This is a genomic window from Pseudomonas sp. Xaverov 83 (assembly GCF_019352905.1).
Taxonomy (GTDB): domain Bacteria; phylum Pseudomonadota; class Gammaproteobacteria; order Pseudomonadales; family Pseudomonadaceae; genus Aquipseudomonas; species Aquipseudomonas yamanorum.
The window spans coordinates 1-13,204 of record NZ_JAAAFU010000004.1; the positions used below are offsets into that span (position 1 = coordinate 1).

Consider the following 13,204-nt stretch of genomic DNA (forward strand, 5'->3'; position numbering starts at 1 on the left):
TGAAGATCTCAAAAACCCGATTTCCAGTAGACCGTAAGGCTGCTCCGCTTAAGTGAACAGCATTACGACACAGTCGAGGCTTCTTTCCCGTCAGGTGGATCAGTCGTCGCTGACAGTGATCGTCGGCATCGCCTGGGCCCCGGCCTCCTGAAGTACGATCCGCGCCCCTACGTGACGGGCCAGCTCCTGGTAGACCATGGCAATCTGACCATCCGGCTCAGCAGCCACGGTCGGCTTGCCACCGTCAGCCTGTTCTCGAATCCCTATCGACAGCGGCAACGATGCCAGCAGTTCAACGCCGTACTGGGTCGCCAGCTTCTCGCCGCCGCCTTCACCGAACAGATGCTCGGCGTGACCGCAGTTGGAGCAGATGTGCACCGCCATGTTCTCCACGACGCCCAGCACCGGGATATTGACCTTGCGGAACATCTCCACGCCTTTGCGAGCATCCAGCAGCGCCAAGTCCTGCGGCGTAGTGACGATCACCGCGCCGGCCACCGGCACTTTCTGCGCCAGGGTCAGCTGGATATCACCGGTGCCTGGTGGCATATCGATCACCAGGTAGTCCAGGTTGCCCCAGTCGGTCTGGGTGACCAGTTGCAGCAACGCGCCGGAAACCATCGGGCCGCGCCAGACCATCGGCGTGTTGTCGTCGGTCAGGAAGGCCATGGACATCACTTCCACGCCATGGGACTCAATCGGCACGAACCATTTCTGATCCTTGATCTTCGGCCGGGTGCCTTCAGCGATACCAAACATCACGCCCTGGCTCGGGCCATAGATGTCAGCGTCGAGAATCCCGACGCGCGCGCCTTCGCGGGCCAGGGCCAGGGCCAGGTTGGCGGCGGTGGTGGATTTGCCCACGCCGCCCTTGCCGGAGGCCACGGCCACCACGTTCTTGACGTTGGCCAGGCCCGGGATCTGCGCCTGGGCCTTGTGCGCGGCGATCACGCACTGGATGTCGACCTTGGCCGAGCTGACGCCGTCCAGGCCTTCGATGGCCATTTGCAGCATCTGCGCCCAGCCGCTCTTGAACAGCCCGGCGGCATAGCCCAGCTCAAGCTGGACCGAAACCTTGTCACCTTGCACGTCGATGGCGCGTACGCACCCGGCGCTGACCGGGTCCTGGTTCAGGTAGGGGTCGGTGTATTGGCGAAGAACGGCTTCCACCGCTGCGCGATTGACGGCGCTCATGGGCTACTCCCGAAAAAAGACTGACTAAAACAGGCGGCTATCCTAACCGTTCCAGCGTCTTAGCGGCACGCTTTCGGCCGTCGGGAAAATCCTGAAACAGCCGCACGGGGTGAAATAAATTTCCCGGCGCTTTATAGTGGCCGACCTCCGTTTCATCAAGTAGCCGAGCCCCATGTCCGAGCCACGCAAGATCCTCGTCACCAGCGCCCTGCCCTATGCCAATGGTTCTATCCACCTTGGCCATATGCTTGAGTACATCCAGACCGATATGTGGGTGCGCTTCCAGAAGCATCGCGGCAATCAATGCATTTATGTCTGCGCGGACGACGCCCACGGTTCGGCCATCATGTTGCGCGCCGAGAAGGAAGGCATCACCCCGGAACAACTGATCGCCAACGTCCAGGCTGAACACAGCGCCGACTTTGCCGAGTTCCTGGTGGATTTCGATAACTTCCACTCGACCCACTCCGAAGAAAACCGCGAGCTGTCGAGCCAGATCTACCTGCGCCTCAAAGACGCCGGGCACATTGCCACGCGTTCGATCACCCAGTATTTCGACCCGGAAAAGAAAATGTTCCTGGCCGACCGCTTCATCAAGGGCACCTGCCCGAAATGCGGCACTGAGGACCAGTACGGCGACAACTGCGAGAAATGCGGCGCCACCTACGCGCCTACCGACCTGAAGGATCCGAAGTCGGCGATCTCTGGCGCCACCCCGGTGCTCAAGGATTCCCAGCACTTCTTCTTCAAGCTCCCGGATTTCCAGCAGATGCTGCAAACCTGGACCCGCAGCGGCACCCTGCAGGACGCCGTGGCAAACAAGATCGCCGAATGGCTGGACGCCGGCCTGCAGCAGTGGGACATCTCCCGCGATGCGCCGTACTTCGGTTTTGAAATCCCGGGTGAGCCAGGCAAGTACTTCTACGTATGGCTGGACGCGCCGATTGGCTACATGGCCAGCTTCAAGAACCTGTGCGACCGTACGCCGGAGCTGGACTTCGACGCGTTCTGGGCCAAGGACTCCACTGCCGAGCTGTATCACTTCATCGGCAAGGATATCGTCAACTTCCACGCGCTGTTCTGGCCGGCGATGCTCGAAGGTTCGGGCTACCGCAAGCCGACCGGCATCGCGGTACACGGCTACCTGACGGTCAATGGCCAGAAGATGTCCAAGTCCCGTGGCACCTTTATCAAGGCGCGCACCTACCTGGACCATCTGTCGCCGGAATACCTGCGCTACTACTACGCGTCCAAACTGGGCCGTGGCGTCGACGACCTGGACCTGAACCTGGAAGACTTCGTACAGAAGGTCAACTCGGACCTGGTGGGCAAGGTCGTCAACATCGCCAGCCGTTGCGCCGGTTTTATCCACAAGGGCAACGCCGGTGTGCTGGTGGCGGAAAACGCCGCGCCGGAGCTGACCGACGCGTTCCTGGCCGCTGCCCCGAGCATCGCCGACGCCTATGAAGCCCGCGACTTTGCCCGCGCCATGCGCGAGATCATGGGCCTGGCCGACCGTGCCAACGCCTGGATCGCCGACAAGGCGCCGTGGTCGCTGAACAAGCAGGAAGGCAAGCAAGCTGAAGTCCAGGCAATCTGCGCCACAGGCGTCAACCTGTTCCGCCAGTTGGTGATCTTCCTCAAGCCGGTACTGCCACTGCTGGCAGCCGACGCCGAGGCGTTCCTCAACGTGCCGCCGCTGACCTGGAACGACCACGCGACCTTGCTCAGCAACCATCAGTTGAATGAGTTCAAGCCGCTGATGACCCGTATCGATCCGGTAAAAGTCCAGGCCATGACCGATGCTTCGAAAGAAGACCTCGAGGCCAGCAAGACTGACACCGGCGATGCAGCACCTGCGGGCAATGGCGAGCTGGCGAAAGATCCGCTGTCGCCAGAAATCGACTTCGACGCCTTCGCTGCGGTGGACCTGCGGGTGGCCCTGATCATCAAGGCCGAAGCCGTGGAAGGCGCTGACAAGCTGCTGCGCTTGACTCTGGACATCGGTGACGAGCAACGCAACGTGTTCTCCGGGATCAAGAGTGCCTATCCGGATCCGTCCAAACTCGATGGTCGCCTGACCATGATGATCGCCAACCTCAAGCCACGGAAAATGAAGTTCGGTATCTCCGAGGGCATGGTGATGGCGGCCGGCCCTGGCGGTGAAGAGATCTACCTGTTGAGCCCGGACAGCGGCGCCAAGCCGGGTCAGCGCATCAAGTAACAACGGCGAACTGCCCCATGGTCTCGGCTATGGGGCGGTTTCAGCTAGTACCCCCTCCTCGCTTGCCGGATAATCGGATTCTGTTTGCAGTCGGCCCGTTGCCGGTCGTGGCTTTTCCGGGTTCCAACGCAATGATCAAACCATGAGCCTGATTCAACGTATCGACGCCCTGCTGCCACAAACCCAATGTGGCAAATGTGGGCATCCTGGCTGCAAGCCCTACGCAGAAGGCATTGCCCAAGGCGAGGCGATCAACAAGTGCCCACCGGGCGGCCAGGAAACCATTGCCGGCCTGGCGCAACTGCTGAAGCTCCCGGTGCTGGAACTGGACACGTCCCGAGGCGAGGCACCCGCGCAGATCGCGTTTATCCGTGAAGCGGAGTGCATCGGCTGTACCAAATGCATCCAGGCCTGCCCAGTGGACGCTATTGTTGGTGCTGCCAAATTGATGCACACGGTGATTATCGACGAGTGCACAGGCTGCGACCTGTGTGTGGCACCCTGCCCGGTTGATTGCATCGAAATGCGTCCGTTGACCACGGTGGTGCCGATTGTCGGCGGACTGGCATCCAGTGATCATGAGCGCCAGGCACGCAACCTCAAACGCGATCGGGCCCGGCGGCGGTTTGAACAGCGCAACACGCGGCTGCAACGCGAAGAGGAACAGAAACTCGCCGAACGCCTGGCACGCACCAAGCGCGCCGCCCCGGTGGCTGCAGCCTCGGAGAACCCGGTCCAGGCCGCCATTGAGCGGGTTCGTGCACAAAAAGCCGCCGCGATGGACGCTGCCTTGAAGAAGGCCAAGATCCATCTGGCCATGAGCCGTGCCCAATTGCACAAATCCCTGAAAGCTTTCGGCCACCCGCCGACCTTTGAACAGCAGTCGCAGTTGATTGTCCTGCAACAGCATTTCGAAACAGCAGAGCAGGCGCTTGCGGCGCTGGTGGGGTCCGATGCCCGCACTTGAACCCCTTGAGCACCGGCCGCACGTGATGAAGCGTGTACTGCTGGTGCCCGCCGCGTTTATCCTGCTCGGGTTATTGGGCCCGTTTTTCGTAACCACACTGACTGTCTGCAAGGAACCGCTCGCCCCATGAACGCCGCAAAACGCCTGGAAATTTTCCGTCGGCTTCACGAAGACAACCCGGAACCGAAAACCGAGCTGGCCTATTCCTCGCCGTTCGAGCTGCTGATCGCCGTGATTCTTTCGGCCCAGTCCACAGACGTTGGCGTCAACAAGGCCACTGCCAAGTTGTACCCCGTGGCCAATACTCCCGAGGCAATCTACGCGCTTGGCGTTGAAGGGTTGTCCGAATACATCAAGACCATCGGCCTGTACAACAGCAAGGCGAAGAATGTCATCGAGACCTGTCGGCTGCTGGTGGAGTTGCACGGCAGCGAAGTGCCGCAGACTCGGGAAGCCTTGGAAGCCCTCCCGGGCGTAGGCCGTAAAACTGCCAATGTGGTGCTCAATACGGCATTTCGCCAACTGACCATGGCGGTGGACACGCACATCTTTCGGGTCAGCAACCGCACCGGGATTGCCCGCGGAAAGAATGTGGTGGAGGTGGAAAAACAACTGATGAAGTTTGTGCCCAAGCCCTATCTGCTGGATTCACATCACTGGCTGATCCTTCACGGCCGCTATGTCTGCCAGGCTCGCAAGCCGCGCTGTGGCAGTTGCCGCATAGAAGACCTGTGTGAATACAAGGAAAAGACTTCCGACGATTGAGCCATCATTGCTTTTATTGATGAGTCGATTGAAAAAATCTTTTTTACCATCCTCAAGATTATCGTTATAAGGAGCGCCAACGGCAGTCTTAGCCTGGAGTTAACCTTATGAGCACTGGCAAAGAACAACTGGATGTAGAAGACGACGTTGTTGGCGCTGAATCCGACGATGAGGCAGCAGAAACACCGGTAGAGGTGGCCAAGACCAATTTGAGCAAACGCCGCACCATCGACAACCTTCTGGAAGAGCGGCGCCTGCAAAAACAGTTGGCCGATTACGACTTCGATCTCTAATCGACCCAACGAAAAACAGAAGCCTCCCTTACGGAGGCTTTTTTCTGACTGCATGTAAGTGTGCGGCCGGCCTATACCAACCCGTTACGCTGGGCCAGCTCGATCAAGTCCACCAGGGAGCGTGCGTTGAGCTTGAGCAGCAAGCGCGTCTTGTAGGTGCTCACGGTTTTGTTGCTCAGGAACATACCATCGGCGATCTCCTTGTTGGTTTTACCGCGGGCCAGTTGCTGCAGCACCATCATCTCCCGGCCGGACAAGCGCTCGACCATGTCCGCTTCGCTGGCGTTCCCCATTGTGGAGCGCACCGAGTTCAGCGCCTGGTTGGGGAAGTAGCTGTACCCACACAGCACCGCCTTGACCGCGCTCAATAGCTCGGTGAGGTCCTGCTGCTTGCACACGTAGCCAGCGGCGCCCGCCTGCATGCACCGCATGGAGAAATGACCGGGCGCCTGGGACGTCAGCACCAGCACTTTGAAGGGATGGGCCTGCTTGGTAGATGACAGCCGGCATATAACTTCCAGGCCATCGAGTTTGGGAATTCCAATATCCAGTATGACTATGTCCGGCATATGCTCCCGTGCAAGTTGCAAGGCATCGACACCGTTATCGGTCTCGGCAACGACCTCATAACTATGACGTTCCATTAGCATACGCACAGCAAGACGAATGACGGGATGATCATCCACGATCAGCACTTTATTCATGGGCAAGTCCAATTTCGCTGTTCGAATTATTAAGAGCAAGCACAATAGCCTAGTCGTTTCCCGCTTGGCATAGCGCTCCCCCCCAAGCAACAGCAAGCAGAGACCCAACCCACAAAGACATAGGATTTAGCCTACAAAAAAACACCAGTGTGGAGGTGTCCAGTTTTGTTGAGGCTTTCAGAACTTTCCGAGTACAAACATATTTTGAGTGAAAATTCCCAGGATTACGGGGGGCGGGGTAAACGTGCCGCACACAAGTTTCAGGAAATGCCCCTTGTGCCTTATCAGAAGACCTGTGAACACGGGCTGAAAGGCACTTTTTAAAAGTTCCATTCGACATAATTAATAACGCTCCATGAATCCTACAGGCATGTCAGCATCTGACATGTTCGCGGTACATTTCTGAGTGAAATTTCTGTAGTACATAGTTCCTGAACACAAGAAAAAAACCCACTTTCAACAATGCACCACTTATCGAGCGAAATTAATAAACATTGCCCCCGTAAAAACATAAACACTCCATACCACCGCCTTAGACACAGGGCTGTTGTTAAACTGAACAATAAACACCGCATCGCCCCTAAGGACTCCAGGTGTATTTTCAGCCCAAAAAAAATGGCCCCTAACGGGGCCATTTTTCATTGCAACTTAAAACACTCAGAACAACTTGCGACCTTTGTTGGCCGCAATGCGCATGCGCAATGCGTTGAGCTTGATGAAGCCTGCCGCGTCTGCCTGGTTGTAGGCGCCGCCATCTTCTTCGAAGGTGGCGATATTGGCATCGAACAGCGACTCGTCGGACTTGCGACCGGTCACGATCACGTTGCCCTTGTACAGTTTCAGGCGCACGACGCCGTTCACGTGGACCTGGGAAGCGTCGATCATCTGTTGCAGCATCAGACGCTCCGGGCTCCACCAGTAGCCGGTGTAGATCAGGCTGGCGTACTTGGGCATCAGCTCGTCTTTGAGGTGAGCCACTTCACGGTCCAGGGTGATGGACTCGATGGCGCGGTGAGCGCGCAGCATGATGGTGCCGCCCGGGGTTTCGTAGCAACCACGGGACTTCATGCCCACGTAACGGTTCTCGACGATGTCGAGGCGGCCGATACCGTGTTCGCCACCGATACGGTTCAGGGTCGCCAAGACGGTGGCCGGCGTCATTTCGACGCCGTCCAGCGCGACGATGTCGCCGTTGCGGTAGGTCAGTTCCAGGTACTGGGCCTTGTCAGGAGCGTTCTCCGGGGAGACGGTCCACTTCCACATGTCTTCTTCGTGCTCGGTCCAGGTGTCTTCCAGCACGCCGCCTTCATAGGAGATGTGCAGCAAGTTGGCGTCCATCGAGTACGGGGACTTCTTCTTGCCGTGACGCTCGATCGGGATAGCGTGCTTTTCAGCGTAGTCCATCAGCTTTTCACGGGACAGCAGGTCCCATTCACGCCACGGAGCAATGACTTTTACGCCTGGCTTCAAGGCATAGGCGCCCAGCTCGAAACGCACTTGGTCGTTGCCCTTGCCGGTGGCGCCATGGGAAATGGCGTCAGCGCCGGTTTCGTTGGCGATTTCGATCAAGCGCTTGGCGATCAGCGGACGTGCGATGGAAGTACCCAGCAGGTACTCGCCTTCGTAGACGGTGTTGGCGCGAAACATCGGGAAAACGAAATCGCGGACGAACTCTTCGCGCAGGTCGTCAATGTAGATCTCTTTCACGCCCATGGCTTGCGCCTTGGCACGTGCAGGTTCGACCTCTTCGCCCTGACCCAGGTCAGCGGTGAAGGTCACCACTTCACAGTTATAAGTATCCTGCAGCCACTTGAGGATCACCGAAGTGTCCAGGCCGCCGGAATACGCGAGAACGACCTTGTTTACGTCGGCCATGCCATCACTCCACGGGGTTGTACGGAAAGGCGTCGATTCTACCGACCAAAACCGTGAAATTACAGAGGCGCGACAGCAAATGAAGATAAAGCGACAGATTATGTCGAGCGAGCGACGAAACGCCGCACCTTATGAGGTGGCGGCAGCGTTACCTGGCGCTTTGGCTTGGGGCGCCGGTTTCTCGGGGGCTGCCACCCGTTCAAGTTGAATATTCACCCGACGGTTTTTCGCCCGGTTGGCCGGGCTGGTGTTCGGCGCCAACGGGTAGCTTTCACCATGAAACCGCAGGGTGATCTGCGATTCATCGATGCCATAGGCCTTGAAGTAGTCCATCACCGCCAAGGCACGGCGCCGGGAGACATCACGATTGGTCAGGCGATTGCCGCTGTTGTCAGAGTGGCCGTTCAACTCGATGTGGTTAACCGTCGGGTCGGCTTTCATGAACTCGAGAATCACCGAGAGCTTTTTCTTGGCCGCCGCGTCCAGTTCGATTCCGCCCCCCGGGAAGCCCACCTCGGTCTGTTTGACCTGCTCGAAATTCATCGGCAGCAGTTTGGTGGTGCACAGCTGATAGTCGTTGTAGGCCTTGTTGAATTTCACCGGCAACAGGCGAATCTCGGAATACCCGCCATCACGCCCATAGTGCCGCACCGTCGGGCTACGACCTTCGAGCAAGCCGGTGAACAAGCGCCCGGCCTGAGCCTGGGAGCTGTTAAACAGCACATCACCATTGCCGACGCGCACCGCGCCGAGATTGATATCACCACGCCCCGGCTGCCACGGCGCAGCGGCCGCCAGCAGGGTTGCGGAACCGGCACCCAACGAACCGTTAAAGGCTTTCAGGCGAAACGTCGCCTGCTCGCCCGCACGGCGCACGAACTCGCCCGAGCCGAAATCGGTGATCGGTTGGCTCAAGCGGCACTCGAACTTATCGCCCTCCACTTTCCACTCAATATTCTCCAGACGTGTCTGGAACGTGAGGGCCATCGCGGGCAGGCTGGCGAACACACTGAGCAGGGCTAGATAATGCTGGCGCACGGGAGGCTCCACTGGTTTCTACAACACATCAAGGCGTCATACATCGTTAAGGCATACCCAGGGATATCGGTCGTATCCTGCAAAACTTGATAGCGAGTGCCTGCAAGAGTCTTTTCCGGTAGCATTCCCACCAGATTGACCCGCCTGGAATCCCCAATGTCCGACCGCCTGACCCTGCTGCGTCCCGACGACTGGCATATTCATCTTCGCGATGGTGCTGCGTTGCCCCAAACCGTGGCTGATGTAGCGCGCACGTTTGGCCGTGCCATCATCATGCCTAACCTGGTACCTCCGGTGCGTAACGCCGCGGAAGCCGATGCCTATCGCCAGCGCATCCTCGCTGCACGACCGGCCGGCAGCCGCTTCGAACCGTTGATGGTGCTGTACCTGACCGACCGCACCCAGCCCGAAGAAATTCGCCAGGCTAAAGCCAGTGGTTTCGTGTACGCCGCCAAGCTGTACCCGGCCGGGGCGACCACCAACTCCGATTCCGGCGTCACCAGTATCGACAAGATCCTGCCGGCCATCGAAGCCATGGCGGAAGTGGGCATGCCGTTGCTGATCCACGGTGAAGTCACCCGTGGCGATGTCGATGTATTCGATCGTGAAAAGATCTTCATCGACGAGCACATGCGTCGTGTGGTCGAGCTGTTCCCGACCCTGAAGGTCGTGTTCGAACACATCACCACCGCCGATGCCGTGCAGTTCGTCACCGAGGCTTCAGCCAACGTCGGCGCGACCATCACCGCGCATCACCTGTTGTACAACCGCAACCACATGCTGGTGGGCGGGATTCGGCCGCACTTCTATTGCCTGCCGATTCTCAAGCGCAACACTCACCAGGTGGCGCTGCTCGATGCCGCCACCAGTGGCAACGAGAAGTTTTTCCTCGGCACAGACTCTGCACCGCACGCCCAACACGCCAAGGAAGCCGCGTGTGGTTGTGCCGGTTGCTACACCGCGTATGCGGCGATCGAGTTGTATGCCGAAGCGTTCGAACAACGTAACGCCCTGGACAAGCTTGAAGGGTTCGCCAGCCTCAACGGCCCGCGTTTCTATGGCCTGCCGGCGAATACCGACCGCATTACCCTGGTCCGTGAAGACTGGACCGCCCCCACCAGCCTGCCGTTTGGCGAGCTGACCGTTATCCCGCTGCGCGCCGGTGAAACACTGCGCTGGCGCCTGCTGGAGGAACACCCGTGAGTGAAGACCATTACGACGACGACCAGGAACACGGCGGCGGTGGTGGCGGTTCCCGTCACCCGATGGCCGAGCGTTTCCGTGGCTACCTGCCGGTTGTCATCGACGTAGAAACCGGCGGTTTCAATTGCGCCACTGACGCATTGCTGGAAATCGCCGCTACGACTATCGGCATGGACGAACAGGGTTTCGTGTTCCCGGAACACACCCACTTCTTCCGCGTCGAGCCGTTCGAAGGCGCCAACATCGAAGCGGCCGCCCTGGAGTTCACCGGGATCAAGCTCGATCACCCGTTGCGCATGGCAGTCAGTGAAGAAGCAGCGTTGACTGACATCTTCCGCGGTGTGCGCAAGGCCTTGAAGGCCAATGGCTGCAAACGCGCAATCCTGGTGGGTCACAACAGCAGCTTCGACCTGGGCTTCCTCAACGCCGCTGTGGCGCGCCTGGACATGAAGCGCAACCCGTTTCACCCGTTCTCCAGCTTCGACACCGCGACCCTTGCTGGCTTGGCCTATGGCCAGACCGTACTGGCAAAAGCCTGCCAGGCGGCCGGTATCGACTTCGACGGTCGTGAGGCCCACTCGGCCCGCTACGACACCGAGAAGACCGCCGAGCTGTTCTGCGGCATCGTCAACCGCTGGAAACAGATGGGCGGCTGGGAAGACTTCGGCGACTGAAGCCGAATCCCGCGCATAAAAAAACCGGCCTTCTCAGGCCGGTTTTTTTGTGCCGCGAATCTGGCTTACAGCTTGCCAGCGTTCTCGGTCAGGTAAGCCGCAACGCCTTCTGGCGAAGCGTTCATGCCTTTGTCGCCTTTTTTCCAGTTGGCAGGGCACACTTCGCCGTGTTCTTCGTGGAATTGCAGAGCGTCGACCAGACGGATCAGCTCTTCCATGTTACGGCCCAGCGGCAGGTCGTTGATGATCTGCGAGCGCACAACGCCCTTGTCGTCGATCAGGAACGCGCCACGGAAAGCCACGCCGCCTTCGGACTCAACGTCGTAGGCCTTGGCAATGTCGTGCTTCATGTCGGCAGCCATGGTGTATTTGACTTTGCCGATGCCGCCATCATTGATGGCAGTGTTGCGCCAGGCGTTGTGGGTGAAATGGGAGTCGATGGAAACGGCTACCACTTCAACGTTACGCGCCTTGAAATCGTCCATGCGGTGATCCAGAGCGATCAGCTCCGATGGGCAGACGAAGGTGAAGTCCAGCGGGTAGAAGAACACCAGGCCGTATTTGCCTTTGATGGCTTCAGACAGTTTGAAGCTGTCTACGATTTCGCCATTGCCGAGGACGGCTGGGACGTCGAAATCCGGGGCTTGTTTGCCGACGAGTACGCTCATTGGGTATCTCCTGATGGTGGTGACTTGAAGTAAAAGGATCCCTTCCAGTGTGCCGTGGGTAAACGACAGCCCTGTGACGGGATCACGCTTCGTGAAGACCGGCCATCATACACGGCTCAGGAAAAAACCGTTCGTCAGAGGGCGATCAATCTGTTTCAAACGAGCAAGAAACTACTTTGACAATCATTCTCGTTAACATTAAGATCCGTCGCACTTAAGCCTTAAACCGCGATGGTTCTCCCTTATGTATGTCTGCCTCTGCACTGGCGTCACCGACGGACAAATCCGCGAAGCAATCTATGAAGGTTGCTGCAGCTACAAGGAAGTACGTGAAACCACCGGCGTTGCCAGCCAATGCGGCAAATGCGCCTGCCTCGCCAAGCAAGTGGTACGGGAAACTCTGACGCAGCTGCAAACTGCACAGGCGGCGATCCCCTACTCAGCAGAATTTACACACGCCTGAAGGGTGTGTTTTAAAGAGCCGGACTTAGTGTCCGGTTTTTTTATGCCCGGAATTCAAACAGTTAGCGCCAAGACGCGGAACACAAACATTCTTATTCCGATTAATTTTCATTTATTATTCAATAACTTAGGTTTGACAGTAGTAAATGCGCAGCTCAAACTCCGCCTTATATACAGCTAATACAGGGCAGGACCCCAATCATGAAAGGCGACATTACAGTCATCCAGCAACTCAACAAAATCCTTGCCAATGAACTGGTCGCGATCAATCAGTACTTCCTGCATGCACGCATGTATGACGATTGGGGCCTGGAAAAGCTGGGCAAGCGTGAATACAAGGAATCCATCAAGGCCATGAAGGACGCCGATGCGCTGATCAAGCGCATCCTGTTCCTGGAAGGCCTGCCGAACGTGCAGGACCTGGGCAAGCTGAACATCGGCGAGCACACCCAGGAAATGATCAACTGCGACCTGAACTTCGAACGCAAGAGCCACACCGACCTCAAGGCCGCCATTGCTCATTGCGAAATCAAGAGTGATTTCGGTAGCCGCGAGTTGCTGGAAGATATCCTTGAAGACCAGGAAGAACACATCGACTGGCTGGAAACCCAGATCGGCCTGATCGACAAAGTGACTATCGAGAATTACCTGCAATCGCAGATGGGTGAATAACCCTTAATTCCCGGCCACTAAAAAGCCCCGCTCTCTCTCGAGAAGCGGGGCTTTTTATTGCCGCAGCCTAAAACCAATCAGGCTTCGGTCTTGGCAGCGGCTTTTTCTGCTGCGTCTTTGATCAGTGCCTGCAACGAACCATCAGCCGCCATCTCGGTGATGATGTCGCTACCGCCGACCAGCTCACCGGCCACCCACAGCTGCGGGAAAGTTGGCCAGTTGGCGTACTTCGGCAGGTTGGCGCGGATTTCCGGGTTCTGCAGGATATCCACGTAGGCGAACTTCTCGCCACATTGCATGATGGCCTGGGAAGCCTTTGCGGAGAAGCCACACTGAGGCGCGTTAGGTGCGCCCTTCATGTAAAGCAGAATAGTGTTGTTGGCAATCTGCTCTTTGATCGTTTCGATGATATCCATGGAACACCTCGGCTGGAACTTTCCGACTCATGGGTCGGCACGGTGGCGC

General features: G+C 57.9%; 13 protein-coding genes and 1 pseudogene. 8 read left to right on the forward strand and 6 right to left on the reverse strand.

Going from position 1 to position 13,204, the window contains the following annotated elements; translation table 11 throughout:
* Positions 1–99 precede the first annotated feature (99 nt).
* Positions 100–1,194, reverse strand: coding sequence for an iron-sulfur cluster carrier protein ApbC (apbC, locus tag K0H47_RS02170; protein ID WP_063027448.1), 1,095 nt, complete (start codon positions 1,192–1,194; stop codon positions 100–102).
* 172 nt (positions 1,195–1,366) lie between these two features.
* Between apbC and metG the strand changes: the two genes are divergently transcribed.
* The 4 genes and pseudogenes from metG to K0H47_RS02190 all read left to right on the forward strand — a co-directional run bounded on the left by metG (position 1,367) and on the right by K0H47_RS02190 (position 5,443).
* Positions 1,367–3,418, forward strand: a complete 2,052-nt coding sequence (metG, locus tag K0H47_RS02175; protein WP_017480131.1) for a methionine--tRNA ligase — start codon at positions 1,367–1,369, stop codon at positions 3,416–3,418.
* A 124-nt stretch (positions 3,419–3,542) separates the two neighbouring features.
* Positions 3,543–4,361 (forward strand): annotated as a pseudogene (gene rsxB, locus K0H47_RS02180) (electron transport complex subunit RsxB); the annotation flags it as partial.
* 150 nt (positions 4,362–4,511) lie between these two features.
* Positions 4,512–5,150 carry an endonuclease III gene (nth, locus tag K0H47_RS02185; protein ID WP_010170146.1) on the forward strand — a complete coding sequence of 213 codons (639 nt, stop codon included), beginning with the start codon at positions 4,512–4,514 and terminating at the stop codon, positions 5,148–5,150.
* 107 nt (positions 5,151–5,257) lie between these two features.
* Complete coding sequence (locus K0H47_RS02190; RefSeq protein WP_017480127.1) at positions 5,258–5,443, forward strand: PA3496 family putative envelope integrity protein; 186 nt, start codon at positions 5,258–5,260, stop codon at positions 5,441–5,443.
* Between the two features lie 71 nt (positions 5,444–5,514).
* Here the strand turns inward: K0H47_RS02190 and K0H47_RS02195 are convergent, their stop codons facing one another.
* From K0H47_RS02195 to K0H47_RS02205, 3 genes are all read right to left on the reverse strand, one after another.
* Complete coding sequence (locus tag K0H47_RS02195; protein WP_003208698.1) at positions 5,515–6,147, reverse strand: response regulator transcription factor; 633 nt, start codon at positions 6,145–6,147, stop codon at positions 5,515–5,517.
* Positions 6,148–6,804: 657 nt separating this feature from the next.
* Complete coding sequence (locus K0H47_RS02200; RefSeq protein WP_003208700.1) at positions 6,805–8,022, reverse strand: argininosuccinate synthase; 1,218 nt, start codon at positions 8,020–8,022, stop codon at positions 6,805–6,807.
* 129 nt (positions 8,023–8,151) lie between these two features.
* Positions 8,152–9,060 carry an OmpA family protein gene (locus tag K0H47_RS02205; RefSeq protein WP_219271842.1) on the reverse strand — a complete coding sequence of 303 codons (909 nt, stop codon included), beginning with the start codon at positions 9,058–9,060 and terminating at the stop codon, positions 8,152–8,154.
* 156 nt (positions 9,061–9,216) lie between these two features.
* Between K0H47_RS02205 and pyrC the strand changes: the two genes are divergently transcribed.
* Positions 9,217–10,263: a dihydroorotase gene (gene pyrC, locus K0H47_RS02210; protein WP_093205506.1), complete on the forward strand. Its 1,047-nt coding sequence runs from the start codon at positions 9,217–9,219 to the stop codon at positions 10,261–10,263.
* The gene (gene rnt / locus K0H47_RS02215) at positions 10,260–10,937 is read left to right on the forward strand and encodes a ribonuclease T (RefSeq protein WP_003208704.1); all 678 of its coding nucleotides are present in this window, start codon (positions 10,260–10,262) and stop codon (positions 10,935–10,937) included. Before pyrC ends, rnt begins: the two co-directional genes overlap by 4 nt.
* A gap of 65 nt (positions 10,938–11,002) precedes the next feature.
* Here rnt and K0H47_RS02220 read toward each other — a convergent pair whose 3' ends face one another.
* Positions 11,003–11,605, reverse strand: a complete 603-nt coding sequence (locus tag K0H47_RS02220) for a peroxiredoxin (protein WP_003172097.1) — start codon at positions 11,603–11,605, stop codon at positions 11,003–11,005.
* 244 nt (positions 11,606–11,849) lie between these two features.
* Here K0H47_RS02220 and K0H47_RS02225 point away from each other — a divergent pair, with 244 nt between their 5' ends.
* Both K0H47_RS02225 and bfr read left to right on the forward strand, forming a co-directional pair.
* A complete protein-coding gene (locus K0H47_RS02225) occupies positions 11,850–12,068 on the forward strand; it encodes a bacterioferritin-associated ferredoxin (RefSeq protein WP_003208706.1) in 219 nt (72 codons plus the stop codon).
* A 200-nt stretch (positions 12,069–12,268) separates the two neighbouring features.
* Entirely contained in the window at positions 12,269–12,739 is a 471-nt protein-coding gene (bfr, locus tag K0H47_RS02230; RefSeq protein WP_017480123.1) for a bacterioferritin, read from the forward strand.
* Between the two features lie 77 nt (positions 12,740–12,816).
* Here the strand turns inward: bfr and grxD are convergent, their stop codons facing one another.
* Positions 12,817–13,155, reverse strand: coding sequence for a Grx4 family monothiol glutaredoxin (grxD, locus tag K0H47_RS02235; protein WP_034118308.1), 339 nt, complete (start codon positions 13,153–13,155; stop codon positions 12,817–12,819).
* Between the last annotated feature and the right edge of the window lie 49 nt (positions 13,156–13,204).

Coding starts and splice junctions, on each gene's coding strand:
- apbC (WP_063027448.1), bottom strand. CDS start 1,194: ATGAGCGCCGTCAATCGCGCAGCGGTGGAAGCCGTTCTTCGCCAATAC.
- metG (WP_017480131.1), top strand. CDS start 1,367: ATGTCCGAGCCACGCAAGATCCTCGTCACCAGCGCCCTGCCCTATGCC.
- nth (WP_010170146.1), top strand. CDS start 4,512: ATGAACGCCGCAAAACGCCTGGAAATTTTCCGTCGGCTTCACGAAGAC.
- K0H47_RS02190 (WP_017480127.1), top strand. CDS start 5,258: ATGAGCACTGGCAAAGAACAACTGGATGTAGAAGACGACGTTGTTGGC.
- K0H47_RS02195 (WP_003208698.1), bottom strand. CDS start 6,147: ATGAATAAAGTGCTGATCGTGGATGATCATCCCGTCATTCGTCTTGCT.
- K0H47_RS02200 (WP_003208700.1), bottom strand. CDS start 8,022: ATGGCCGACGTAAACAAGGTCGTTCTCGCGTATTCCGGCGGCCTGGAC.
- pyrC (WP_093205506.1), top strand. CDS start 9,217: ATGTCCGACCGCCTGACCCTGCTGCGTCCCGACGACTGGCATATTCAT.
- K0H47_RS02220 (WP_003172097.1), bottom strand. CDS start 11,605: ATGAGCGTACTCGTCGGCAAACAAGCCCCGGATTTCGACGTCCCAGCC.
- K0H47_RS02225 (WP_003208706.1), top strand. CDS start 11,850: ATGTATGTCTGCCTCTGCACTGGCGTCACCGACGGACAAATCCGCGAA.
- bfr (WP_017480123.1), top strand. CDS start 12,269: ATGAAAGGCGACATTACAGTCATCCAGCAACTCAACAAAATCCTTGCC.
- grxD (WP_034118308.1), bottom strand. CDS start 13,155: ATGGATATCATCGAAACGATCAAAGAGCAGATTGCCAACAACACTATT.